The sequence below is a fragment of the Anaerofustis butyriciformans genome (assembly GCF_036289385.1).
In the GTDB taxonomy this organism is placed as follows: domain Bacteria; phylum Bacillota; class Clostridia; order Eubacteriales; family Anaerofustaceae; genus Anaerofustis; species Anaerofustis butyriciformans.
Genome location: NZ_JAYFFH010000004.1, coordinates 145624 through 165225 on the forward strand (window position 1 = coordinate 145624; position 19602 = coordinate 165225).

Annotated in this window: 36 protein-coding genes; 4 read left to right on the forward strand and 32 right to left on the reverse strand. The window is 32.6% G+C overall.

Features of this window, described 5'->3' with window-relative positions:
- Window positions 1-31: 31 nt before the first annotated feature.
- The 30 genes from rpsD to rpsJ form a co-directional block, all read right to left on the reverse strand.
- Complete coding sequence (rpsD, locus tag V2W16_RS07090) at window positions 32-622, reverse strand: 30S ribosomal protein S4 (RefSeq protein ID WP_138268577.1); 591 nt, start codon at window positions 620-622, stop codon at window positions 32-34.
- 60 nt (window positions 623-682) lie between these two features.
- The gene (gene rpsK / locus V2W16_RS07095; protein ID WP_138268578.1) at window positions 683-1078 is read right to left on the reverse strand and encodes a 30S ribosomal protein S11; all 396 of its coding nucleotides are present in this window, start codon (window positions 1076-1078) and stop codon (window positions 683-685) included.
- Window positions 1079-1124: 46 nt separating this feature from the next.
- Window positions 1125-1490 (reverse strand): 30S ribosomal protein S13, encoded by a 366-nt coding sequence (gene rpsM / locus V2W16_RS07100; RefSeq protein WP_138268579.1) that lies wholly within the window; start codon window positions 1488-1490, stop codon window positions 1125-1127.
- A 123-nt stretch (window positions 1491-1613) separates the two neighbouring features.
- The gene (gene rpmJ / locus V2W16_RS07105; protein WP_002509257.1) at window positions 1614-1727 is read right to left on the reverse strand and encodes a 50S ribosomal protein L36; all 114 of its coding nucleotides are present in this window, start codon (window positions 1725-1727) and stop codon (window positions 1614-1616) included.
- A 28-nt stretch (window positions 1728-1755) separates the two neighbouring features.
- Window positions 1756-1980 carry a translation initiation factor IF-1 gene (gene infA, locus V2W16_RS07110; RefSeq protein ID WP_138268580.1) on the reverse strand — a complete coding sequence of 75 codons (225 nt, stop codon included), beginning with the start codon at window positions 1978-1980 and terminating at the stop codon, window positions 1756-1758.
- Between the two features lie 15 nt (window positions 1981-1995).
- Window positions 1996-2265, reverse strand: a complete 270-nt coding sequence (locus V2W16_RS07115) for a KOW domain-containing RNA-binding protein (protein ID WP_329383620.1) — start codon at window positions 2263-2265, stop codon at window positions 1996-1998.
- An 8-nt stretch (window positions 2266-2273) separates the two neighbouring features.
- Window positions 2274-3023, reverse strand: a complete 750-nt coding sequence (gene map / locus V2W16_RS07120; RefSeq protein WP_329383623.1) for a type I methionyl aminopeptidase — start codon at window positions 3021-3023, stop codon at window positions 2274-2276.
- Window positions 3023-3670, reverse strand: a complete 648-nt coding sequence (locus V2W16_RS07125; protein WP_138268583.1) for an adenylate kinase — start codon at window positions 3668-3670, stop codon at window positions 3023-3025. Before V2W16_RS07125 ends, map begins: the two co-directional genes overlap by 1 nt.
- A gap of 12 nt (window positions 3671-3682) precedes the next feature.
- Window positions 3683-4939: a preprotein translocase subunit SecY gene (secY, locus tag V2W16_RS07130; RefSeq protein WP_329383626.1), complete on the reverse strand. Its 1257-nt coding sequence runs from the start codon at window positions 4937-4939 to the stop codon at window positions 3683-3685.
- 4 nt (window positions 4940-4943) lie between these two features.
- The gene (gene rplO, locus V2W16_RS07135; protein ID WP_138268585.1) at window positions 4944-5384 is read right to left on the reverse strand and encodes a 50S ribosomal protein L15; all 441 of its coding nucleotides are present in this window, start codon (window positions 5382-5384) and stop codon (window positions 4944-4946) included.
- A gap of 16 nt (window positions 5385-5400) precedes the next feature.
- Window positions 5401-5598: a 50S ribosomal protein L30 gene (rpmD, locus tag V2W16_RS07140; protein ID WP_329383628.1), complete on the reverse strand. Its 198-nt coding sequence runs from the start codon at window positions 5596-5598 to the stop codon at window positions 5401-5403.
- Window positions 5599-5603: 5 nt separating this feature from the next.
- Window positions 5604-6107, reverse strand: a complete 504-nt coding sequence (rpsE, locus tag V2W16_RS07145; RefSeq protein WP_138268587.1) for a 30S ribosomal protein S5 — start codon at window positions 6105-6107, stop codon at window positions 5604-5606.
- A gap of 17 nt (window positions 6108-6124) precedes the next feature.
- Complete coding sequence (gene rplR, locus V2W16_RS07150; RefSeq protein WP_138268588.1) at window positions 6125-6493, reverse strand: 50S ribosomal protein L18; 369 nt, start codon at window positions 6491-6493, stop codon at window positions 6125-6127.
- Between the two features lie 12 nt (window positions 6494-6505).
- Window positions 6506-7045: a 50S ribosomal protein L6 gene (gene rplF, locus V2W16_RS07155; protein WP_329383634.1), complete on the reverse strand. Its 540-nt coding sequence runs from the start codon at window positions 7043-7045 to the stop codon at window positions 6506-6508.
- Window positions 7046-7070: 25 nt separating this feature from the next.
- The gene (gene rpsH / locus V2W16_RS07160) at window positions 7071-7469 is read right to left on the reverse strand and encodes a 30S ribosomal protein S8 (protein ID WP_138268590.1); all 399 of its coding nucleotides are present in this window, start codon (window positions 7467-7469) and stop codon (window positions 7071-7073) included.
- 39 nt (window positions 7470-7508) lie between these two features.
- Window positions 7509-7694: a type Z 30S ribosomal protein S14 gene (locus V2W16_RS07165; RefSeq protein ID WP_007050816.1), complete on the reverse strand. Its 186-nt coding sequence runs from the start codon at window positions 7692-7694 to the stop codon at window positions 7509-7511.
- 11 nt (window positions 7695-7705) lie between these two features.
- On the reverse strand, window positions 7706-8248 hold the full coding sequence (gene rplE, locus V2W16_RS07170; RefSeq protein ID WP_138268591.1) for a 50S ribosomal protein L5: 543 nt from the start codon (window positions 8246-8248) through the stop codon (window positions 7706-7708).
- A 16-nt stretch (window positions 8249-8264) separates the two neighbouring features.
- A complete protein-coding gene (rplX, locus tag V2W16_RS07175) occupies window positions 8265-8573 on the reverse strand; it encodes a 50S ribosomal protein L24 (protein ID WP_329383644.1) in 309 nt (102 codons plus the stop codon).
- 13 nt (window positions 8574-8586) lie between these two features.
- Window positions 8587-8955, reverse strand: coding sequence for a 50S ribosomal protein L14 (gene rplN / locus V2W16_RS07180; protein WP_138268593.1), 369 nt, complete (start codon window positions 8953-8955; stop codon window positions 8587-8589).
- A 29-nt stretch (window positions 8956-8984) separates the two neighbouring features.
- Complete coding sequence (gene rpsQ, locus V2W16_RS07185; protein WP_007050812.1) at window positions 8985-9239, reverse strand: 30S ribosomal protein S17; 255 nt, start codon at window positions 9237-9239, stop codon at window positions 8985-8987.
- 20 nt (window positions 9240-9259) lie between these two features.
- Window positions 9260-9460, reverse strand: a complete 201-nt coding sequence (gene rpmC, locus V2W16_RS07190) for a 50S ribosomal protein L29 (protein ID WP_138268594.1) — start codon at window positions 9458-9460, stop codon at window positions 9260-9262.
- Window positions 9460-9897 carry a 50S ribosomal protein L16 gene (gene rplP / locus V2W16_RS07195; protein ID WP_138268595.1) on the reverse strand — a complete coding sequence of 146 codons (438 nt, stop codon included), beginning with the start codon at window positions 9895-9897 and terminating at the stop codon, window positions 9460-9462. The genes rpmC and rplP overlap by 1 nt, the downstream gene beginning before the upstream one ends.
- 34 nt (window positions 9898-9931) lie before the next feature.
- Window positions 9932-10573 carry a 30S ribosomal protein S3 gene (gene rpsC, locus V2W16_RS07200; protein WP_138268596.1) on the reverse strand — a complete coding sequence of 214 codons (642 nt, stop codon included), beginning with the start codon at window positions 10571-10573 and terminating at the stop codon, window positions 9932-9934.
- Window positions 10574-10589: 16 nt separating this feature from the next.
- Entirely contained in the window at window positions 10590-10925 is a 336-nt protein-coding gene (gene rplV / locus V2W16_RS07205; RefSeq protein ID WP_138268597.1) for a 50S ribosomal protein L22, read from the reverse strand.
- 22 nt (window positions 10926-10947) lie between these two features.
- On the reverse strand, window positions 10948-11229 hold the full coding sequence (rpsS, locus tag V2W16_RS07210) for a 30S ribosomal protein S19 (RefSeq protein WP_138268598.1): 282 nt from the start codon (window positions 11227-11229) through the stop codon (window positions 10948-10950).
- Window positions 11230-11239: 10 nt separating this feature from the next.
- Window positions 11240-12073 (reverse strand): 50S ribosomal protein L2, encoded by an 834-nt coding sequence (gene rplB, locus V2W16_RS07215; protein WP_138268599.1) that lies wholly within the window; start codon window positions 12071-12073, stop codon window positions 11240-11242.
- A 14-nt stretch (window positions 12074-12087) separates the two neighbouring features.
- Entirely contained in the window at window positions 12088-12375 is a 288-nt protein-coding gene (gene rplW / locus V2W16_RS07220) for a 50S ribosomal protein L23 (RefSeq protein ID WP_207734408.1), read from the reverse strand.
- The gene (gene rplD / locus V2W16_RS07225) at window positions 12375-12992 is read right to left on the reverse strand and encodes a 50S ribosomal protein L4 (protein WP_329383652.1); all 618 of its coding nucleotides are present in this window, start codon (window positions 12990-12992) and stop codon (window positions 12375-12377) included. Before rplD ends, rplW begins: the two co-directional genes overlap by 1 nt.
- A 25-nt stretch (window positions 12993-13017) precedes the next feature.
- A complete protein-coding gene (rplC, locus tag V2W16_RS07230; RefSeq protein ID WP_138268602.1) occupies window positions 13018-13653 on the reverse strand; it encodes a 50S ribosomal protein L3 in 636 nt (211 codons plus the stop codon).
- A 43-nt stretch (window positions 13654-13696) separates the two neighbouring features.
- The gene (rpsJ, locus tag V2W16_RS07235) at window positions 13697-14005 is read right to left on the reverse strand and encodes a 30S ribosomal protein S10 (protein ID WP_253230217.1); all 309 of its coding nucleotides are present in this window, start codon (window positions 14003-14005) and stop codon (window positions 13697-13699) included.
- Between the two features lie 408 nt (window positions 14006-14413).
- On the opposite strand from rpsJ, the gene V2W16_RS07240 reads away from it, so the two are divergent.
- Window positions 14414-14770: an arsenate reductase family protein gene (locus V2W16_RS07240; RefSeq protein WP_329383659.1), complete on the forward strand. Its 357-nt coding sequence runs from the start codon at window positions 14414-14416 to the stop codon at window positions 14768-14770.
- A gap of 20 nt (window positions 14771-14790) precedes the next feature.
- Here the strand turns inward: V2W16_RS07240 and V2W16_RS07245 are convergent, their stop codons facing one another.
- Entirely contained in the window at window positions 14791-15054 is a 264-nt protein-coding gene (locus V2W16_RS07245) for a DUF6809 family protein (protein ID WP_329383662.1), read from the reverse strand.
- 239 nt (window positions 15055-15293) lie between these two features.
- On the opposite strand from V2W16_RS07245, the gene V2W16_RS07250 reads away from it, so the two are divergent.
- Window positions 15294-15872 (forward strand): DUF5662 family protein, encoded by a 579-nt coding sequence (locus V2W16_RS07250; RefSeq protein ID WP_329383665.1) that lies wholly within the window; start codon window positions 15294-15296, stop codon window positions 15870-15872.
- A gap of 27 nt (window positions 15873-15899) precedes the next feature.
- Here V2W16_RS07250 and V2W16_RS07255 read toward each other — a convergent pair whose 3' ends face one another.
- Entirely contained in the window at window positions 15900-17120 is a 1221-nt protein-coding gene (locus V2W16_RS07255) for a Y-family DNA polymerase (RefSeq protein WP_329383668.1), read from the reverse strand.
- A gap of 187 nt (window positions 17121-17307) precedes the next feature.
- On the opposite strand from V2W16_RS07255, the gene V2W16_RS07260 reads away from it, so the two are divergent.
- Together V2W16_RS07260 and feoB are read left to right on the forward strand one after the other, a co-directional pair.
- Window positions 17308-17532, forward strand: a complete 225-nt coding sequence (locus V2W16_RS07260; protein WP_138268608.1) for a FeoA family protein — start codon at window positions 17308-17310, stop codon at window positions 17530-17532.
- Between the two features lies 1 nt (window position 17533).
- Window positions 17534-19543, forward strand: a complete 2010-nt coding sequence (gene feoB, locus V2W16_RS07265; protein WP_329383671.1) for a ferrous iron transport protein B — start codon at window positions 17534-17536, stop codon at window positions 19541-19543.
- The last annotated feature ends 59 nt before the right edge of the window (window positions 19544-19602 follow it).

The following is a 19602-nucleotide window of genomic DNA, read 5'->3' on the forward strand; positions in this document are numbered from 1 at the left end:
AATATAACCAACAATATATCAAAACTATATCTTATCTAGAATATAATTCGACAATTAAAATTTCATTTACAGGAACATCTATTGCTTCACGTTTAGGAAGTTCTTTGATAGTTCCGCTTAATTTTTCAATGTCTACATCTAGCCATTCAGGAACTACACGTGAACCAGTCACTTCAACAATTTCTTTATATCTTGGAGATTTTTTATGTTTTTCTTTAATTTCGATAACATCTCCTGCTTTTGTTAAGTATGATGGAATGTTAACTTGTTTACCGTTAACAAGTACATGTTTATGATCAACGATTTGTCTTGCTTCACGTCTTGTTCTAGCAAATCCCATACGGAAAACGATGTTATCAAGTCTTGATTCTAGTAAAGTCATTAGATTTTCACCTGTAGCACCACTCATTTTTTCAGCTTTTTTGTAGTAATTTCTGAATGGTTTTTCTAATACTCCGTAAATGAATTTCGCTTTTTGTTTTTCACGTAATTGAAGACCGTATTCGCTTAAATTACCAGATCTTTTTGCTTGTCTGTTTGACTTTTTATCAATTCCTAAATATACAGGATCTAAATCTAAAGATCTGCATCTTTTAAGAACAGGAACTCTATCTACAGCCATATTAATTTTTTCCTCCTACAAATTTTCAATTCTTTATAATACAAATTTAACTAACCCAAATTAGACTCTTCTACGTTTAGGTGGTCTACAACCATTGTGAGGGATAGGAGTAACGTCTTTAATTGAAATAACGTTTAGTCCAGCAGCTTGAAGTGCTCTGATTGCAGCTTCTCTACCTGAACCAGGTCCCTTTACAAATACATCAACAGTTTTTAAACCATGTTCCATAGCTCTTTTAGCAGCTTCTGTTGCAGCTGATTGAGCAGCATATGGAGTACTTTTTCTTGAACCTTTGAAGCCTAATTCTCCGGCACTTGACCATGCCAAAGCATTACCTGCAACGTCAGTTAAAGTAACAATTGTATTGTTAAAAGTAGAGCGAATATGCGCTTGTCCTTTTTCAATGTTTTTCTTAACTCTCTTTTTTCCTCTTCTAACTACTTTCTTTGCAGCCAATTTTAAATCCTCCTTAATTTGTGAGAATAATAATCTATCTATTTATTTATTTTTTTCTACTTACAGTTTTCTTAGGACCTTTTCTTGTTCTAGCGTTTGTTTTACTTTTTTGACCTCTAACAGGTAATCCTCTACGATGTCTAAGTCCTCTGTAACTACCAATTTCCATTAGTCTTTTTATGTTAAGTGAAACTTCTCTTCTTAAGTCACCTTCAACAGTTACTTCTTCATCAATTAGAGCACGAAGTTTGTTAACTTCATCTTCTGTTAAATCTTTAACTCTTGTATCAGGATTGATTCCTGCTTTTGCCAAAAGATTATTAGAAGTAGCTTGACCAATTCCGTAGATATAAGTTAAACCTATTTCTACTCTTTTATCTTTAGGTAAATCCACGCCGGCTATTCTCGCCATCAATCGCACCTCCGTATGATTTTTTAAGTTTAATGTTTAACTATTATTTTCTAAAAATTTATATATATAAAAGATTTTGTCAGATAAATTCCAGCCGCGACAAAATACTTTATACCAAATTAATTAACCTTGTTTTTGTTTGTGTTTAGGATTTTCACAAATAACCATTACTTTGCCTTTACGTTTAATAACTTTGCATTTTTCGCAAATAGGCTTAACACTAGGTCTTACTTTCATTATTTTTTCCTCCTACTATATAGTAATTTTATTTACCTTTTTCTCTCCAAATGATTCTACCTTTTGTTAAATCATATGGGGAAATTTCTAAAATTACTTTATCTCCCGGTAATATTTTAATGTAGTTCATTCTTAATTTTCCAGATATATGTGCTGTAATTTCGTGTCCGTTATCCAACTTTACTTTAAAAGTAGTATTAGGCATTGCTTCAACAACAATTCCTTCTGCTTCCACATAATCACTTTTACTCACTTAAAACACATCCTCCTACAATTCTTCTTTAATTCTCTCAATTTCTTTTCTAATAAGTGCATTGGGAATTTTTTCATTACATTTTATTTTATCACAAATTAATGTACTTTTTACATTTATTTTGGAAGTATGTTTAATTTTTTTTAGTTTCGGCTTTTCTATTTTTCTTGATTTTCCATCAGCAAGAAAAACCATTTTATCATCCAAAACACCAACCACAATTAGAAAACTTGCTTTATCTCTTCCGGCTTTTGATAACACCAAATCGCCTATTTCATATTTCATATTTCACCTTATAATAAAGTTAAAATTATGGGTTCACCATCCGTAACAGCTACGGAATGTTCATAATGGGCAGAAAGTTTACCATCATCGGTAACAACTGTCCAACCATTATCCAAAACATGAACATCGTATGTTCCTTGATTAACCATTGGTTCAATGGCTATAGTCATACCTTTTTGAAGTCTTGGACCTTTTCTCATTCCAACATAATTTGGAACTGAAGGATCTTCATGCATGTTTTGTCCAACTCCATGACCTGTATAATCTCTGACCAAACTAAAACCATAACTTTCAGCGTAATCTTGAATAGCTCTTGATACATCACTTATTCTGTATCCTTCTTTTACGAATTTCAAACCTTCATAAAAGCTTTGTCTTGTTACTTTTACAAGTTTTTTTGCCTCTTCAGACACATTGCCTACCATAAAAGTTTTCGCTTGATCTCCAACATAACCTTCATAAGTCGCTCCGATATCAACACTAACTATGTCTCCATCTTTAATGATAACATCTTTGCTTGGAATTCCATGTACAACTTCATTATTAACTGATGCACATATATTTCTTGGATAATCCATATATCCTTTAAATGTTGGTATAGCATTATTAGATAAGATAACATCTTCAACTATCTTATCTAATTCAAGAGTGCTCATACCAGGTTTAATATATTTTTTTACAGCTTCATGAGCCTTTGCTGTTATCTTTCCGGCTTTTTTCATAAGCTCTATTTCATGATTCGATTTTAATATAATCATTATTTACACTCATCAAGAATTTTTGAAATATCTTCAAATACTTCTTCAACTGTTCTTGACCCATTTACTGTTTTTAGTATATTTTGTTTTTTATAATAATCTACTAGAGGTTGTGTCTTTTCTTCATATTCTTTCAATCTTTTTACTACAGTATCTTCTTTATCGTCGTCTCTTTGGTATAATTCTCCACCGCATTTATCGCAAATACCTGCAGTTTTTGGTGGTTGAAATTCTACATGATAAGTTGCACCGCATTTGCACATTCTTCTGCCAGTAATTCTCTTTGTAAGTAGTGAATAATCTGCTTCGATACAAAGGGCCAAATCTAATTTTTCACCATTTTTTTCAAGAATTTTATCCAAAGATTCTGCTTGAGAAATTGTTCTTGGGAAACCATCAAGCATATAGCTTCCTTCTATATCATCCCAAGATAATCTATCTTCAACCATTTCAACCGTTACATCATCAGGAACAAGCAAACCTTTATCCATATATTCTTTTGCTTTTTGACCAAGAGGAGTATTTTCACTTAAATTTTTTCTAAAAATATCTCCTGTAGAAATATGAACTAAATTATATTTATCAACAATTTTGCTTGCTTGTGTGCCCTTTCCAGCTCCTGGAGGGCCTAAAAGTATTAATTTCATTTTAATCACCTACTATTTTAAGAAACCTTTGTAGTTTCTCATAATCATTTGTTGTTCTAATTGATTTACAGTTTCAAGAGCAACACCTACAACGATAAGCAAACTTGTACCACCGAATTGTAAACTTAAATCCATTACATTACCTACGATAATAGGAAGTACAGCTATAACAACTAGGAATAAACTTCCGGCAACCATAAGTCTGTTTAATGTTCTTTTTAAATAAACAATCGTAGAATGACCGGGTCTGATACCTGGAATAAATCCACCGTATTGTTTTAAGTTTTTAGCAACATCATCAGGATTAAATGTAACAATAGTGTAAAAATATGTGAAGAATATTATTAACACTATATAAAGTATAGTAGAAGCTGTTCCTCCCCATGCTAATGCTTTGCTTAGCCATGCTGAAAATCCCCAGTTAGGGAAGAAAGATGCAAGTGTTGATGGGAACATTGTAATTACACTGGCGAAGATAATAGGCATAACCCCTGATTGATTTATCTTTAGAGGAATATGTGTATTTTGTCCACCATACATTTTTCTACCAACAACTCTTTTTGCATATTGAACAGGAATTTTTCTAACTCCTTGATTTATTTCTACAACTCCCGCTACAACTAAAATAGCGAATACTAAGAATAGTATAAGCATTACTGAACTAATCGCACCAGAAGTTACTTGTTCATACAAGTAACCTAAAGCTGATGGAATATTAGCTATAATACCGGCAAAGATAAGAATTGATATACCATTACCGATACCATGTTCAGTTATATTTTCTCCAAGCCACATTAAGAATGTTGTACCAGCTGTTATTGTAAGTGCAACCATAACCATTGCAAGTGCTGAATCACTAGTTAAAATTTCTTTAAAACTAAATGAAATTCCAAGTGCTTGAATTAATGCCAAAACAACAGTCAAATATCTTGTATAAGAAGAGATTTTCTTTCTTCCTTCTTCTCCTTGGTGAGAAAGTCTCTCTAACGCCGGAATAGCTATTGTCAATAATTGCAAAATAATTGATGCATTGATGTAAGGTGTAATTGACATAGCAAAAATAGAAAATGTTCTAAAGTTATTACCAGAGATAATATTTAAAAGTCCGAACATTGAATTGTTATTTACCATTGAATCTACTGCAGCTGTATCGATAAACGGAACGGTTATAAAACCGCCAAGTCTAAAGATACAAAGCATAGCAAGTGTAAATAAAATTCTTTTTCTTAATTCTGGGATATTCCAGGCATTTTTGATAGTTGTAAGCATTCTATTATACCTCTACTTTCCCGCCTGCTGCTTCTATTTTTTCTTTAGCTGATTTACTTACTTTATCAACTTTAACAGTTAAAGGAACAGTAATTTCTCCGTTTCCTAAAACTTTAACATATTCATATTTATTTTTAACCATACCTAGTTCTTTTAAAAGATCATTAGTTACAACGCTGTCTTTTTCAATTTCATTTAATCTGTCAAGATTAACAACAGCAAATTCTTTTTTGAAAGGATAGTTAGAGAAACCTCTTTTAGGAACTCTTCTTGTTAGTGGCATTTGACCACCTTCAAATCCAGGTCTTACTCCGCCGCCTGAACGTGATTTTTGTCCGTCTTGACCTCTACCTGCAGTTTTACCTCTGCCTGTAGCTGTACCTCTACCTTTTCTAATAGTCTTTCTTGTTGAACCTTCAGCAGGTTTTAGCTCGTGTAATCTCATTATTGCTAACCCCCTATTATATTTCTTCAACGTCTAACATGAAGTCCATTTTTTGACAAATACCTCTCATTTGAGGATTATCTTGTTTTACAACGCTTTGACCGATTTTTCTTAGTCCTAAAGCTTCAATACTTTTTCTTTGTTTTTCATTTCTACCTATTAAGCTTTTCTTAAGCGTAATCTTTAATTGTTTTTCTCCAGCCAATTCTCTCACGCTCCTTATCCTAAGATTTCTTCTACAGTCTTACCTCTTTTTTTAGCAACTTCTTCAACTGTTACTAAACCAGATAAACCTGCTAATGTGGCTTTTACCATGTTGCTTGCATTGTTTGAACCTAAAGATTTAATTCTGATATCTTTGATTCCAGCAAGTTCGATTACTGCACGGGCAGGACCACCAGCGATAACTCCTGTACCTTTAGCAGCCGGTTTCATTAACACTTTTCCGGCACCAAATCTTCCGATTGTTTCGTGAGGAATTGTTGTGCCTGATAAAGAAACTTCAATCATGTTCTTTTTAGCATCAGCAATACCTTTTCTGATTGCTTCAGGAATTTCAATGGCTTTACCAAGGCCTACACCTACGTGGCCGTTTTCATCGCCTACTACTACAAGAGTACTAAAACGGAAATTTCTACCACCTTTAACAACTTTTGTTACTCTGTTTATGGCAACAACTTTATCTTTTAAATCTAATTCTTCAGGATTAAAATTTTTATTCATTCTTCCCTTTAGCCTCCTTAAAATTCAAGTCCAGCTTCTCTTGCACCTTCAGCTAGAGCTTTTACTCTACCTTCATATACATAGCCGCCTCTGTCGAAAACGCATTCGCTAATGTTATTTTCTTTAGCATTTTTAGCGATTTCTTTACCAACCAATGTTGCACTTTCAAGTTTTGGTAACTTAGCGCATTCTTCTTTGATTGTAGCATCTAAGCTTGAAGCAGCTGCAAGAGTTACTCCGTTTACATCGTCAATAAGCTGAGCATAAATTTGCTTATTGCTTCTAAAAACATTTAGTCTTGGTCTTTCAGGAGTGCCGCTAATCTTATTTCTTACTCTAAGATGTCTTTTCTTTCTGATTTCATTTTTATTAACTTTTGATATCATCTATTCGCCCTCCTATTTACCTGATTTTCCTTCTTTAATTCTTACTCTTTCGTCAGCATATCTAACACCTTTACCTTTGTATGGTTCAGGACTTCTTTTAGCTCTGATATTAGCAGCATGTGCGCCAACGAATTGTTTATCAATACCTTTAACGATAACTGTGTTTTGTCCTTCAACAACAGTTTCGATACCTTCTGGATCTTCCATTTCTACTGGATGAGAATATCCAAGGCTAAGTACTAATGTTTTACCTTGTTTTTGTGCTCTGTAACCAACACCAACAATTTCAAGTTTCTTTTCAAAACCATCAGTAACACCGATTACCATGTTTTGAATTAAAGCTCTTGATAAACCATGAAGTGAACGATGTCTTTTGTCGTCACTAGGTCTTTTTACTTCTAAAACATTATCATTAATTTCAATAATGATATCTTTATCTATAGCTTGTGTTAATTCACCTTTTGGGCCTTTTACTGTAACTACGTTATTTTCGTCAACTTTTACATCAACTCCAGCTGGTAAATTAACAGGTGCATTTCCTACTCTAGACATAATCTATTTCTTCCTCCTATTTTTTCTACCATACGTAGCATATTACTTCGCCGCCAACGTTATTTTTTCTAGCTAATTTGTCTGTCATAACGCCTTTTGAAGTTGATATAATTGCTACCCCTAAACCATTTAAAACTTTTGGTAAGTCTTCATTTGAAGCATAAATTCTAAGACCTGGTTTAGAAATTCTCTTTAAGCCTGCGATTACTTTTTCACCGTTTTGACCGTATTTCAAAGTAATTTTAAGCATGCCTTGTTTATTATCTTCTATAAAATCTACTTTCTTTATATAACCTTCTTCTAATAAAATGTTTGCGATAGCTTTTTTAATATTAGAAGCTGGAACCATTACATCTTTGTGTCCTGCGTTATTTGCGTTTCTAATTCTAGTTAGCATATCCGCAATTGGATCTGTCATAGACATATTAGAAAACCTCCTTAATTACTTTCTTTAAAATTATTTCTACCAACTTGCTTTCTTTACGCCAGGGATTTCACCTTTGTAAGCAAGTTCTCTAAAACATATTCTACAAATACCATATTTTCTTAGGTAAGCATGAGGTCTTCCGCATATTTTACATCTTGTATATGCTCTTGTTGAATACTTTGGTGTTCTTTTTTGCTTTTCTACCATTGCTTTTTTAGCCATATCTTATCCTCCTATGCTTCTTTGAAAGGCATACCCATTAATTTAAGTAATTCATAGCCTTCTTCATCTGTATTTGCTGAAGAAACGAATGCGATATCCATTCCTCTTAATTTTTCAATTTTATCATAATCTATTTCAGGGAAGATAAGTTGTTCTTTAATACCTAAAGAATAATTTCCTCTTCCGTCAAAACTCTTTGGATTTACACCTCTGAAGTCTCTGATTCTTGGAATAGCGACATTTAGAAGTCTATCAGCGAATTCATACATTCTTTCACCTCTAAGTGTTACTTTCGCACCGATTGTCATACCTTCTCTTAATTTGAAGTTTGATACTGATTTTTTTGCTTTAATCATAACTGGTTTTTGTCCAGAAATTAAAGCAAGTTCGTTTGCAGCTGCTTCCATTTGTTTAGAGTTGTCTTTACAATCCCCAAATCTCATGTTAATAACGATTTTTTCAAGTCTTGGTACTTGCATTACGTTTGTATAGCCGAACTTTTCAGTAAGTGCATTTATAACTTCAGCTTTGTATTTTTCTCTTAATCTACTCATTAATTACTGCCCCCTACTATTTAAAAGTTGCATTGCATTTTTTGCAGTATCTTTCTTTTTTGCCGTCGTTAATCTTTACACCTGTTCTAACACCTTTTTTGCAAGTGTCACAGTATAATAAAACGTTTGAAGCATCAATAGGACATGCTTCTTCGACAATACCTGCTTGTTGCATTTGATTTGTTGCTTTTAAATGTTTTTTTCTTACATTTACATTTTCAACTATTACTCTGTTTTCTTTTGGAAAGCTTTTTATAACTTTGCCAATAGTTCCTTTATCTTTACCAGAAATAACAATTACTTTATCATCTTTCTTTACATGCATTATAAAAGCCTCCTTATAGTACTTCCGGAGCTAGTGAAACGATTTTCATAAATTTCTTACTTCTAAGTTCTCTAGCAACAGGTCCGAAAATACGTGTTCCTCTTGGTTGATTATCTTCTTTTAATATAACAGCAGCGTTTTGATCAAATTTGATATAAGTACCGTCTGGTCTTCTAACACCGCTTACAGTTCTAACGATAACAGCTTTTACAACATCACCTTTTTTTACCATTCCGCCGGGAGCAGCACTTTTAACACTTGCTACGATAACATCACCGATGTTAGCAGTTTTCTTTTTGCTTCCTCCAAGAACTCTGATACATAATAGTTCTTTTGCACCACTGTTATCAGCTACTTTTAATCTACTTTCTTGTTGTATCATTCTTTAAACCTCCTTAAAACGCCGAAAGGCTATTTAACCTTTTCTACGATTTCAACTAATCTATGACGTTTTGATTTGCTAAGTGGTCTTGTTTCCATAATTTTAACAATATCGCCAACATCACACATGTTTTGTTCATCATGAGCCATAAACTTAGTTGTTTTCTTTACACGCTTTTTATATAATGGATGGTTTACCATTGTTTCAATAGCAACAACGATGCTTTTATCACCTTTGTTTGAAACAACCTTACCAATTCTTACTTTTCTATTTCCTCTTTCCATATTATCCTACCTAAAAATTACTAAGCGTTAGCTTGTAATTCCCTTTCTCTAAGCACAGTTTTCACTCTAGCGTAGTCTTTCTTAACTTCCTTAATTTTTAAAGGATTATCAAGTTGTCCTGTTGCATGTTGAAAACGTAGATTGAATAATTCTTCTTTTAAAGAGATAAGTTGATTATTTAATTCTTGTTCACTCATATTTCTAATATCTTGCGCTTTCATTATGCTTCACCACCTACTAATTTTTCTTGTTCTGCTCTAGTGATAAATTTTGTCTTGATTGGTAGTTTATGTTGAGCAAGTCTCATAGCTTCTCTTGCTGTTTCTTCATTTACACCAGCAAGTTCAAACATAACTCTACCTGGTTTTACAACCGCTACCCAATATTCTGGAGCACCTTTACCTTTACCCATACGAGTTTCGGCTGGTTTCTTTGTTACAGACTTATCTGGGAAAATTTTAATCCAAACTTGTCCGCCTCTTTTGATATATCTTGTCATGGCGATACGGGCTGCTTCAATTTGATTTGAAGTAATCCAAGCTGGTTCTAATGCTTGAATAGCGTATTCACCGTAAGTTATTTTATTACCTCTCGTAGCTTTTCCTTTCATTCTGCCACGATGTACTTTTCTATGTTTTACTCTTTTAGGCATTAACATAACTGTTATTTATCCTCCTTAATTGAAATACTGATTATTCACCTTTAGTTGGAAGAACTTCGCCTTTGTTTATCCAAACTTTTACACCGAGTTTACCGTATGTTGTATCTGCTTCCGCAAAACCATAGTCGATGTCGGCTCTTAATGTTTGAAGTGGCACGTTTCCATCACTATATTGTTCAGTTCTAGCCATTTCAGCACCGTTTAATCTTCCTGAAACGCTTGTTTTAATACCTTCAGCGCCACCTCTTAAGGCTCTGCCGATAGCTTGTTTCATAGCTCTTCTGAAAGAAATTCTTCTTTCAAGTTGTGCTGCTATGTTTTCAGCAACTAATTGAGCGTCACAGTCAACATTTTTTACTTCGATAATGTTGATATAAACATTTTTGCCTGTCATTTTTTGAAGTTGTTTTCTTACAGCTTCAATACCTGAACCGGCTTTACCAATAATCTTTCCAGGTTTACCTGTGTAGATAAAGATTTTAATTTTTTCACCGAATCTTTCGATTTCGATTCTTGAAATACCTGTATTGTATTGTGTTGTTTTAATATATTTTCTAATATTGTAATCTTCTACTAATAAGTCTCCAAAGTCTTTATCTTTAGCATACCATCTTGAAGACCAATCTTTGATTACGCCAACTCTTAAACCATGTGGATTTACTTTTTGACCCATTTAGATTTTCTCCTCCTTATGCTCTTTCTTTAAGAACTACACTAATGTGTGAGCTTCTTTTTAATATCATAGACGCTCTACCTTGAGAACCAGCTCTAAATCTTTTTAGTGTAGGTCCTTGATTAGCACTAATTTCAGAGATATATAGCTTTGTAACGTCCATATCATGATTATTTTCAGCATTTGCTGCTGCTGATTTTACTACTTTTTCGATTTCTCTTGCAGGTTTGTTACCTGTAAGTTTTAAAATATTAATAGCTTCGCCTAAATCTTTACCTCTTACTAAAGAAGCAACTCTTTTTACCTTAATAGGTGAAACTCTTAAATATTTTGCAGTTGCTTTTGCTTCCATTTACTTTTCCTCCTATTAAGCCTTATTTTTTAACTCCAGTTTTCTTTTCGCCTGCATGGCCTCTGAATGTTCTTGTTGGTGCGAATTCACCAAATTTATGTCCTACCATATCTTCAACAACAAAGATTGGAACATGTTTTCTACCGTCATGAACTGCTACGGTATGTCCTACCATTTGAGGGAAGATTGTACAATCACGAGACCAAGTTTTTACTACTTGTTTATCGCCACTTTCATTCATTGCTTCTATTCTTTTTAGAAGTCTTTCATCCACGTAAGGGCCTTTTTTAGTTGATCTACTCATCTCCTACCTCCTATTTACCGTTTCTTCTTCTTACAATGTATTTATCAGAATGTTTATTTTTCTTACGAGTTTTATAACCAAGTGTTGGTTTACCCCAAGGAGTAACAGGACCACTTCTACCGATTGGAGCTTTACCTTCCCCACCACCGTGTGGATGGTCGTTAGGGTTCATAACAGAACCTCTTACTGTTGGTCTAATACCCATATGTCTTTTTCTACCAGCTTTACCGATAGTAATAATTTCATGTTCAAGATTTCCTACTTGACCGATTGTAGCTCTGCATTCTTTTCTTACAAGTCTCATTTCGCCAGAAGGAAGTCTTAATGTTGCATAGTTACCTTCTTTAGCCATTAATTGAACATAAGTTCCGGCACTTCTTGCCATTTGAGCACCTTTTCCTGCTTTAAGTTCAATATTGTGAAGAATTGTACCAACAGGAATATCTTCAAGATTTAATGCATTACCTACTTTAATATCAGCATCTTTACCTGACATTACTGTATCGCCAACTTTTAAGTTGTTAGGAGCGATAATATATCTTTTTTCGCCATCAGCGTAGAATAATAATGCAATGTTTGCACTTCTGTTTGGATCGTATTCGATAGCATTTACTTTTGCTGGAATACCATCTTTATTTCTTTTAAAATCAATGATTCTATATTTTTGTTTAGCACCGCCACCATGATGTCTAACAGTGATTCTACCGTTGTTGTTTCTTCCGGCAGTTTTTGTTTTCTTAGAAACAAGTCTCTTTTCTGGAGAAGTCTTTGTGATTTCTTCAAAAGTAGAAACTGTCATACCTCTAAGACCTGGTGAGGTTGGTTTATATTTTTTAATACCCATCAGTAATAGCCTCCTTAGATATTTTCAAAGAACTTAATTTCTTTACTAGCTTCTGTTAAAGTAACAATAGCTTTTTTCCAATTAGCTCTTCTACCTTGTGTTCTACCCATTCTTTTAACTTTTCCGTTCATGTTCATAACATTAACTTGTTTAACATCAACATCGAAAATTGCTTCTACAGCATCTTTGATTTGATACTTATTTGCATTTTTCATAACTTTGAATGTGTATTTTTTGTTTGCTGCATCAATCATACTTTGTTCTGTAACGATTGGTTTAATAATAATATCATGAGGATTCATTATTTATATACCTCCTCTATTTTGTTTAATGCATCTTTAGTTAAAACTAAATTGTTGTATTTTAACATTTCGTATGCGTTTAATGTTCCAACTGTTGAACATTTAGCATCTTTAATGTTTCTTACTGAATTAACAACATTTACGTCATTTTCATCAATAACAACTAAAGTTTTGTTAATGTTTAAGTTTTTGAACATATCAACAACTACTTTAGTTTTTGGAGCTTCAAGCTTAAGTTCATCAATGATGAATAATTCTTTATCGCTTGCTTTAGCTGAGAATACAGATTTCATAGCCAATCTTCTCATTTTTTTGTTAATGCTTTGAGAATAATCTCTTGGTTTTGGAGCAAATGCTACCCCACCACCAGTCCAAACTGGGTTTCTTGAAGAACCAACTCTAGCTCTACCTGTACCTTTTTGTCTCCATGGTTTTCTTCCGCCTCCACGCACTTCTGCTCTTGTTTTAGCACTTTGAGTACCTTGTCTTTGATTAGCAAGGTAAGCTTTAACATATTGATGAACAACTGGCATGTTAGGCTCTATTTCAAAAATTTCAGCGTTTAAGTCAACGCTTCCAACTACTTCGCCTTTTATGTTTAATACATCTGCTTTCATTTCTATCCTCCTTACCTAGTACTCTCTATTTAGAAGCCTTGATACTATCAGTAATTGTTACGATAGAACCATTAGACCCTGGAACAGCACCTTTAACAAGGAGCATGTTATTTTCACTATCAGCTTTAACAACAGTTAAGTTTTGAACTGTTACTTTTTCGCTACCCATATGTCCGGCCATTTTCTTACCCTTCATAACTCTACCAGGGAAAGAAGCTCCACCCATAGCACCAACTACTCTATGAGATTTACTACCGTGTCCCATAGGACCTCTTGATTGACCGTGTCTTTTGATAGCACCTTGGTATCCTTTACCTTTGCTGATACCTGTAATATCAATTTTATCTCCGGCTTCAAATACATCAGCTTTGATTTCATTTCCAACTTCATAACCTGAACAATCTTCAAATCTGAATTCTTGGATTTTTCTTACAGGTTTAACACCTGCTTTTTCAAAGTGACCTTTCAAAGGTTTGTTTACATTTTTTTCGTTAATTTCACCGTAACCAAGTTGTACAGCTTCATAACCGTCCTTTTCAATTGTTTTAACTTGTAATACACAGCAAGGACCAGCTTGTAATACAGTTACTGGAATAACTCTTCCGTCTTCTGCAAAAACTTGAGTCATTCCGACTTTTTTAGCCATAATAGCTTTTTTCATGTTTTTACCTCCATTAGCGGACTACTTTTTGGTAGTCATAATTTTATAACTTGATTTCAATATCAACACCAGCTGGTAAGTCTAATTTCATTAAAGCTTCAACAGTTTTTGGTGTTGGGTTAAGGATGTCTACAACTCTCTTATGAGTTCTCATTTCAAATTGTTCTCTAGAATCCTTATCTTTATGAACCGCTCTGATGATTGTAACTACTTCCTTTTGTGTTGGAAGTGGAATAGGACCAGATACTTCCGCTCCTGTTCTTTTTGCTGTGTCAACAATTTTAGCTGCTGACTTGTCAATCACTGCGTGATCATAGGCTTTTAGCTTAATTCTGATTTTTTGATTTGCCATACTTTCTTCCTCCTAATTATGATTCGACAGTACGACCATGCTTAATACACTGTTCCGTGTGTTTCACTTGTGAGTTAGACGCACAAAAACACCAAGCATGCCGCCCCATTCTAGATGGTGACATACTCCACGGAAAAACCCGTTCACACGGCAACCTCCCGCTTCAACGCATTTTCTTCTGTCATAGCTTACTAATAATACACTATAAAACCCTATAATGCAAGGCTTTTTTTACATTTTTTTTTATTTTTTTTATAAAAATTTTACGTAAAAAAATTGTAACATTTATCAATAATTTTTACCATATTTTTTTTTAATAAACAAAAATTTTTTTAAAAATTTATTTTTTTTATTTTTTTATGTATAATAAAATATGAAATAAAATAAAAATATTATGGAGAAATTAAAATGAAATATTTATTTTTAGAATACCCAAAATGTTCTACATGTAAAAAAGCAAAAAAATGGCTTATTGAAAATGATATTGATTTTACATCAAGACATATAATCGAAAATAACCCTACAAAAGAAGAACTTACAGAGTGGATTAAAGAAAGCAATCTTCCAATAAAAAGATTTTTTAATACAAGCGGTATGAAATACAGAGAACTTAATCTAAAAGATAAATTAAAGGAAATGAACGAAGATGAAATGATTTCTCTCTTGTCCACTGACGGCATGATTGTAAAAAGACCTATAATAATAGGTAAAGATAAAATACTTACAGGATTTAAAGAAAAAGAATGGGAAGAATATATAAAATAAAAAAGGAGCATGCTCCTTTTTTATTTATAAACTTCTGCCATCATCTTTACTCCCAATTTATACCCTTTTATATATGCCTCCCTAAGCTCTAAAGGATATAAACTTATCCATCTTTCTAAAATCTTATAAAATTCATTTTGCATATTTTCATCAAGCTTTTTTATAAAATTCTCTTCCGTTTTTGTCATCTCTCTAAGTTCTAAAGCATATTCATCCAAAGCAATTTTCATCTCTGCATAAGGATTTATATTGCCCTCATATAAATCTTTTAATATACCACTCATACCAATCCCTCATTTTTATCAATATTATTTTTTTATCATAAAATAATATGAATAAAATTTTATTCTGATTTTATTATATACACGAAAAACATTTAGACAATAATATGAAGCAAACAGGTCACATTTTAGTCACAATAGTTACATTTGTCTTAAAAAAGTAAAATTTAATATTTTGAATAACATTATAAGTTTATTTCTGCTATAATAAAAATGCAGATTTATAAAACAGGAGTGAAACAATGAACAAACTTTGGGGACATTTTTATACCATAACAAGACACAAAATTATAGTTTTAAAAACCTGTTTTAAAGCAGGATTATACAAACAAGGTCTACTTCATGACCTTTCGAAATACAGTTTTATAGAATTTGGGCGAGGCGTAAAATACTACCAAGGAGGTAAAAGAAGCCCAATAAACAAAGAAAAAGAAGTCAATGGATATGCACTAGGCTGGCTTCACCATAAAGGAAGAAATAGACATCATTTTGAATATTGGATAGATTATAAACCTAATCCTCACGAAGGAATAATGGGTGTAAAAATGCCTAAAAAATATGTTGCCGAAATGGTAATTGATAGAATAAGTGCTTCAAAAAATTATTTAAACGGAAATTATAAAGAAGACGAACCTTTAAAATACTGGCTAAAAGGAAAAGACTTCTATATTATTGACGAAGACAGCAAGAAACTTACAGAATATCTTCTTATTATGTTAAGAGATAAAGGTGAAAAAGAACTTCTACATTTTATAAAACATACATTAATGAAAGAAAAAAATAAAGATTATAAGTTTGACGGAGATAAATTAGTATTATAAAAAAAGAGAATATTAATATTCTCTTTTTTATTCCCATTTATCTTTTATTGATTTACTAACCTTTCCCTCAGGCATACCTCTTTTTATTATATCTTTACCATAACTCTCTCTAAGTTTATCCATAACTTTTTCAACTTTTCCCATTTTATCATTTTCAGCATTATTTTCAATTAATGACAGTTGAGATACTGTATTTTCACTTATTCCGGATATACTAACACCAAGCAGTCTTACACTGTTTCCGTTCCATAATTCATCAAATAATAACAAAGCCTGCTTATAAATTGTATCAGTGGAGCTGGTATAAAATGACAAGGTCTTTCTATGTGAAAATACTTTAAAATTACTATATTTTATTGTAACAACAATAACATTTCCTTTTACTTTTTTCCCTCTAAGCCTTGAACCTATACTATCGCATAAAGCAAGGATAATTTTTCTTAGTTTTAAAATATCAGAAGTATCTTCACTTAAGGTTGTACTATTTCCAACAGATTTTATTTTTCTTTCAACTTCTACTTTAGAATCATCTATGCCATGAGAATAATTATAAAGCATTATCCCCTGTGAATTTTTAAAGTGATTAACAAGATACTGCAGGGAACAATTACTAAGTTCACCAATTGTATTTATTCCAAGCTTATTAAGTTTTTCTTTTGTTTTTTTACCGACCATAAAAAGATTATCTATACCAAGGGGATATAATTTTTCTTCAAGCTCATCTGGGAAAAGAGTTATTACTTTATCGGGCTTTTCTAAATCCCCTGCCATCTTTGCAAGAAGTTTATTACAGGAAACTCCCACGTTCACACTAAATCCAAGCTCTTTTTTTATTCTTTCTTTTATTTTATATGCAACTTCAACAGGCTGACCAAATAGCTTTATGCTCTCGCTCATATCCAAGAATCCTTCATCAATGGAAAACCTCTCTATTTTATCACTATACATTGAAAGAAGTTCAAACATTTTATTTGAATACATCCTATAAATTTTAAAGTTAGGTTTAGCTATTACAAGATTAGGACAAAGCCTCTTCGCTTCAAATAAACTTATTCCTGTTTTTATACCATATTTTTTCGCCTCTTCTGATTTTGCAAGAACAACACCTTTTCTTGCTTCTTCATCGCCACCTATCACAGAAGCAACTTTCCTTAAATCCAAAAAGTCCGGATTGATTTTTTTATTATACGCACAGTGCCATGATAAAAACGCAGAATTAACATCAATGTGAAATATAATTTTCTCCATTTTTCTTACTCACCTTTCTTATAATAAAAATATACCACACAAACGGGAATAAAACAAACATTTGTTCATAGATGAAAATATTTTGTTAGTTTTCACTAATAACAATGCTCTTTCCCATTGACTTAAATATTATATTGAATGTATAATCAAAAACGGAACAAACGACATAAAAAAGAAGGGATAAAAAATGACTTTAGACAAACTTGAAATTGGTCAAAAAGCAGTAATAAAAAGTACAGGCGGAGAACCTGCCATAAGAAGAAGACTTTTAGATATAGGACTAATACCTAAAACAGTGGTATTTATCAGAAAAGTAGCCCCTCTTGGAGATCCGATAGAAATAAATCTAAGAGGTTTTGAACTTACTTTAAGAAAAGAAGACGCAAAAAAAATTGAAGTAGAGGTGCTTTAATATGAAAAGTACCTTTGCACTTGTAGGTAATCAAAACTGTGGGAAAACGACATTATTTAATGCCCTTACGGGAAGCAATGCTCATGTTGGGAATTTCCCAGGTGTTACAGTAGACAAAAAAGAAGGTCCAATAAAAGGACATGAAAACATAAACCTTGTAGACCTGCCGGGTATATATTCACTTTCACCTTATACAAGTGAAGAAATAGTTACAAGAGACTTTCTAATGGAAGAAAAACCTGATTTAATAATAAACATCATAGATGCTTCCAATATAGAAAGAAATTTATATCTTACACTTCAACTACTTGAATTAAATATTCCAATGGTTATTGCACTTAGCATGATGGATGAAGTGATAGCCTGCGGAAATAGTATAGATATAGATACAATCTCAAAAAGATTAAATGTAGAATGTATTCCTATCCAAGCCGCAAAGAATCAAGGAACAGAGGAACTTATTGCCGTTGCAACGGACTTACTTGAAGAAAATGCGTATAGAGGCAAAATTGATTTTTGTAGCGGATATATTCATAAAGCAATACATTCAATATCTCATATAATAGAAGCAAATGCAGAAGAAAAAAATCTTCCTGTAAGATTTTGTGTTTCAAAAATAGTTGAAGGTGATTCCTTAATGGAAGATAAGCTTGAACTTAGCGATGCGGACAAAGATATAATAATGCACATTGTAGACGAAATGGAAAAAGATGTAGGTCTTGACAGAGCCGCTGCAATTGCAGAAATGAGATATGATTTTATAGAAAACCTATGTAGTGACACTGTACATAAAGTCTCTCATACAAAAGAACATATTAAAAGCGTAAAAATAGATAATTTCCTTACAAACAAATACTTTGCAATACCTATTTTTATACTTATTATGGGAGCAATATTTTATCTAACCTTTGGAGTTATCGGCGCATTTTTAAGCGATGCATTTGAACTTTTACTTGAACACATAAAAGTTCTTTTAAGAGGAGGACTTACAACACTTCGAATAAACCCGACACTTCGTTCATTAATAATAGACGGAGCATATAACGGAATATCATCTGTATTATCGTTCTTACCTATCATTGTAACGTTATTCTTTTTCTTATCATTACTAGAAGACAGCGGATATATGGCAAGAATAGCATTTATCATGGACAAACCTTTAAGAAAAATAGGTTTAAGCGGTAAAAGTTTTGTTCCTATGCTAATAGGTTTTGGATGTTCTGTTCCGGGAATTATGGCAACAAGAACTCTTACAAGTTCAAGAGACAGAAAAATGACGGTGCTTTTAACACCTTTTATGTCATGCAGTGCAAAACTTCCTATATATACTGTATTTGCAGCAGCATTTTTTGGAGATAATCTTCCTCTTGTAATGATTTGTTTTTATCTGCTTGGAATATTAACAGCTGTATTTTCAGGATTTCTATTAAAAAATACAATTTACAAAGGAGAATCAATGCCTTTTGTAATGGAACTTCCTCCATACAGACTTCCATCAATCAAATCTCTTACAAGACTTAGTTATGAAAAAGCAAAAGATTTTGTAACAAGAGCATTTACTATAATATTTGTTGCCAGTGTACTTATATGGTTACTTGAAAACTTTGATTTTAGATTTAATATGGTGGACAACCCATCTTCAAGCATACTTGCTTCAATAGGAAACTATCTTGCAATAATTTTTAAACCTTTAGGTTTTGGAGATTGGAAATTCGTAACTTCACTTATTGCAGGATTTAGTGCAAAAGAGGTCGTTGTAAGTACACTTGCCGTACTTACGGGAAGTACACTAAATACATTACCTCAAGTTTTAAGCACAATGCTCTCTCTTCCGGCTGCGATATCATTTTTAACATTTACGCTTCTTTATATGCCTTGCGCAGCAGCGTTTGCAGCAGCAAAAAGAGAAATAGGCTCATTTAAAGGTGCTGTTTTAACTGCTATGTACCAAACAGGAATAGCTTATGTAATTGCTTTAATAGTTTATAATATAGCAAAACTTATTTTATAAAAAACAAGCAATATGCTTGTTTTTTATTTATAAAGAAACTAAAGAACAAGTATATTATG

What these genes read in the sequence shown, in the direction of transcription:
- rpsD (WP_138268577.1), bottom strand. Translation starts at nt 622, where the DNA reads ATGGCTGTAGATAGAGTTCCTGTTCTTAAAAGATGCAGATCTTTAGAT.
- rpsM (WP_138268579.1), bottom strand. Translation starts at nt 1,490, where the DNA reads ATGGCGAGAATAGCCGGCGTGGATTTACCTAAAGATAAAAGAGTAGAA.
- rpmJ (WP_002509257.1), bottom strand. Translation starts at nt 1,727, where the DNA reads ATGAAAGTAAGACCTAGTGTTAAGCCTATTTGCGAAAAATGCAAAGTT.
- V2W16_RS07115 (WP_329383620.1), bottom strand. Translation starts at nt 2,265, where the DNA reads ATGAAATATGAAATAGGCGATTTGGTGTTATCAAAAGCCGGAAGAGAT.
- map (WP_329383623.1), bottom strand. Translation starts at nt 3,023, where the DNA reads ATGATTATATTAAAATCGAATCATGAAATAGAGCTTATGAAAAAAGCC.
- V2W16_RS07125 (WP_138268583.1), bottom strand. Translation starts at nt 3,670, where the DNA reads ATGAAATTAATACTTTTAGGCCCTCCAGGAGCTGGAAAGGGCACACAA.
- secY (WP_329383626.1), bottom strand. Translation starts at nt 4,939, where the DNA reads ATGCTTACAACTATCAAAAATGCCTGGAATATCCCAGAATTAAGAAAA.
- rplO (WP_138268585.1), bottom strand. Translation starts at nt 5,384, where the DNA reads ATGAGATTACACGAGCTAAAACCTGCTGAAGGTTCAACAAGAAAGACT.
- rpsE (WP_138268587.1), bottom strand. Translation starts at nt 6,107, where the DNA reads ATGAATAAAAATTTTAATCCTGAAGAATTAGATTTAAAAGATAAAGTT.
- rplR (WP_138268588.1), bottom strand. Translation starts at nt 6,493, where the DNA reads ATGATATCAAAAGTTAATAAAAATGAAATCAGAAAGAAAAGACATCTT.
- rplF (WP_329383634.1), bottom strand. Translation starts at nt 7,045, where the DNA reads ATGTCTAGAGTAGGAAATGCACCTGTTAATTTACCAGCTGGAGTTGAT.
- rpsH (WP_138268590.1), bottom strand. Translation starts at nt 7,469, where the DNA reads ATGTCTATGACAGATCCAATTGCGGATATGCTAACTAGAATTAGAAAC.
- V2W16_RS07165 (WP_007050816.1), bottom strand. Translation starts at nt 7,694, where the DNA reads ATGGCTAAAAAAGCAATGGTAGAAAAGCAAAAAAGAACACCAAAGTAT.
- rplE (WP_138268591.1), bottom strand. Translation starts at nt 8,248, where the DNA reads ATGAGTAGATTAAGAGAAAAATACAAAGCTGAAGTTATAAATGCACTT.
- rplX (WP_329383644.1), bottom strand. Translation starts at nt 8,573, where the DNA reads ATGCATGTAAAGAAAGATGATAAAGTAATTGTTATTTCTGGTAAAGAT.
- rplN (WP_138268593.1), bottom strand. Translation starts at nt 8,955, where the DNA reads ATGATACAACAAGAAAGTAGATTAAAAGTAGCTGATAACAGTGGTGCA.
- rpsQ (WP_007050812.1), bottom strand. Translation starts at nt 9,239, where the DNA reads ATGGAAAGAGGAAATAGAAAAGTAAGAATTGGTAAGGTTGTTTCAAAC.
- rpmC (WP_138268594.1), bottom strand. Translation starts at nt 9,460, where the DNA reads ATGAAAGCGCAAGATATTAGAAATATGAGTGAACAAGAATTAAATAAT.
- rplP (WP_138268595.1), bottom strand. Translation starts at nt 9,897, where the DNA reads ATGTTAATGCCTAAAAGAGTAAAACATAGAAAAGTACATCGTGGCAGA.
- rpsC (WP_138268596.1), bottom strand. Translation starts at nt 10,573, where the DNA reads ATGGGTCAAAAAGTAAATCCACATGGTTTAAGAGTTGGCGTAATCAAA.
- rplV (WP_138268597.1), bottom strand. Translation starts at nt 10,925, where the DNA reads ATGGAAGCAAAAGCAACTGCAAAATATTTAAGAGTTTCACCTATTAAG.
- rpsS (WP_138268598.1), bottom strand. Translation starts at nt 11,229, where the DNA reads ATGAGTAGATCAACTAAAAAAGGCCCTTACGTGGATGAAAGACTTCTA.
- rplB (WP_138268599.1), bottom strand. Translation starts at nt 12,073, where the DNA reads ATGGGTATTAAAAAATATAAACCAACCTCACCAGGTCTTAGAGGTATG.
- rplW (WP_207734408.1), bottom strand. Translation starts at nt 12,375, where the DNA reads ATGAATCCTCATGATATTATTATTAAACCAATCGTTACAGAACAAAGT.
- rplD (WP_329383652.1), bottom strand. Translation starts at nt 12,992, where the DNA reads ATGAAAGCAGATGTATTAAACATAAAAGGCGAAGTAGTTGGAAGCGTT.
- rplC (WP_138268602.1), bottom strand. Translation starts at nt 13,653, where the DNA reads ATGAAAAAAGCTATTATGGCTAAAAAAGTCGGAATGACTCAAGTTTTT.
- rpsJ (WP_253230217.1), bottom strand. Translation starts at nt 14,005, where the DNA reads ATGGCAAATCAAAAAATCAGAATTAAGCTAAAAGCCTATGATCACGCA.
- V2W16_RS07240 (WP_329383659.1), top strand. Translation starts at nt 14,414, where the DNA reads ATGAAATATTTATTTTTAGAATACCCAAAATGTTCTACATGTAAAAAA.
- V2W16_RS07245 (WP_329383662.1), bottom strand. Translation starts at nt 15,054, where the DNA reads ATGAGTGGTATATTAAAAGATTTATATGAGGGCAATATAAATCCTTAT.
- V2W16_RS07250 (WP_329383665.1), top strand. Translation starts at nt 15,294, where the DNA reads ATGAACAAACTTTGGGGACATTTTTATACCATAACAAGACACAAAATT.
- V2W16_RS07255 (WP_329383668.1), bottom strand. Translation starts at nt 17,120, where the DNA reads ATGGAGAAAATTATATTTCACATTGATGTTAATTCTGCGTTTTTATCA.
- V2W16_RS07260 (WP_138268608.1), top strand. Translation starts at nt 17,308, where the DNA reads ATGACTTTAGACAAACTTGAAATTGGTCAAAAAGCAGTAATAAAAAGT.
- feoB (WP_329383671.1), top strand. Translation starts at nt 17,534, where the DNA reads ATGAAAAGTACCTTTGCACTTGTAGGTAATCAAAACTGTGGGAAAACG.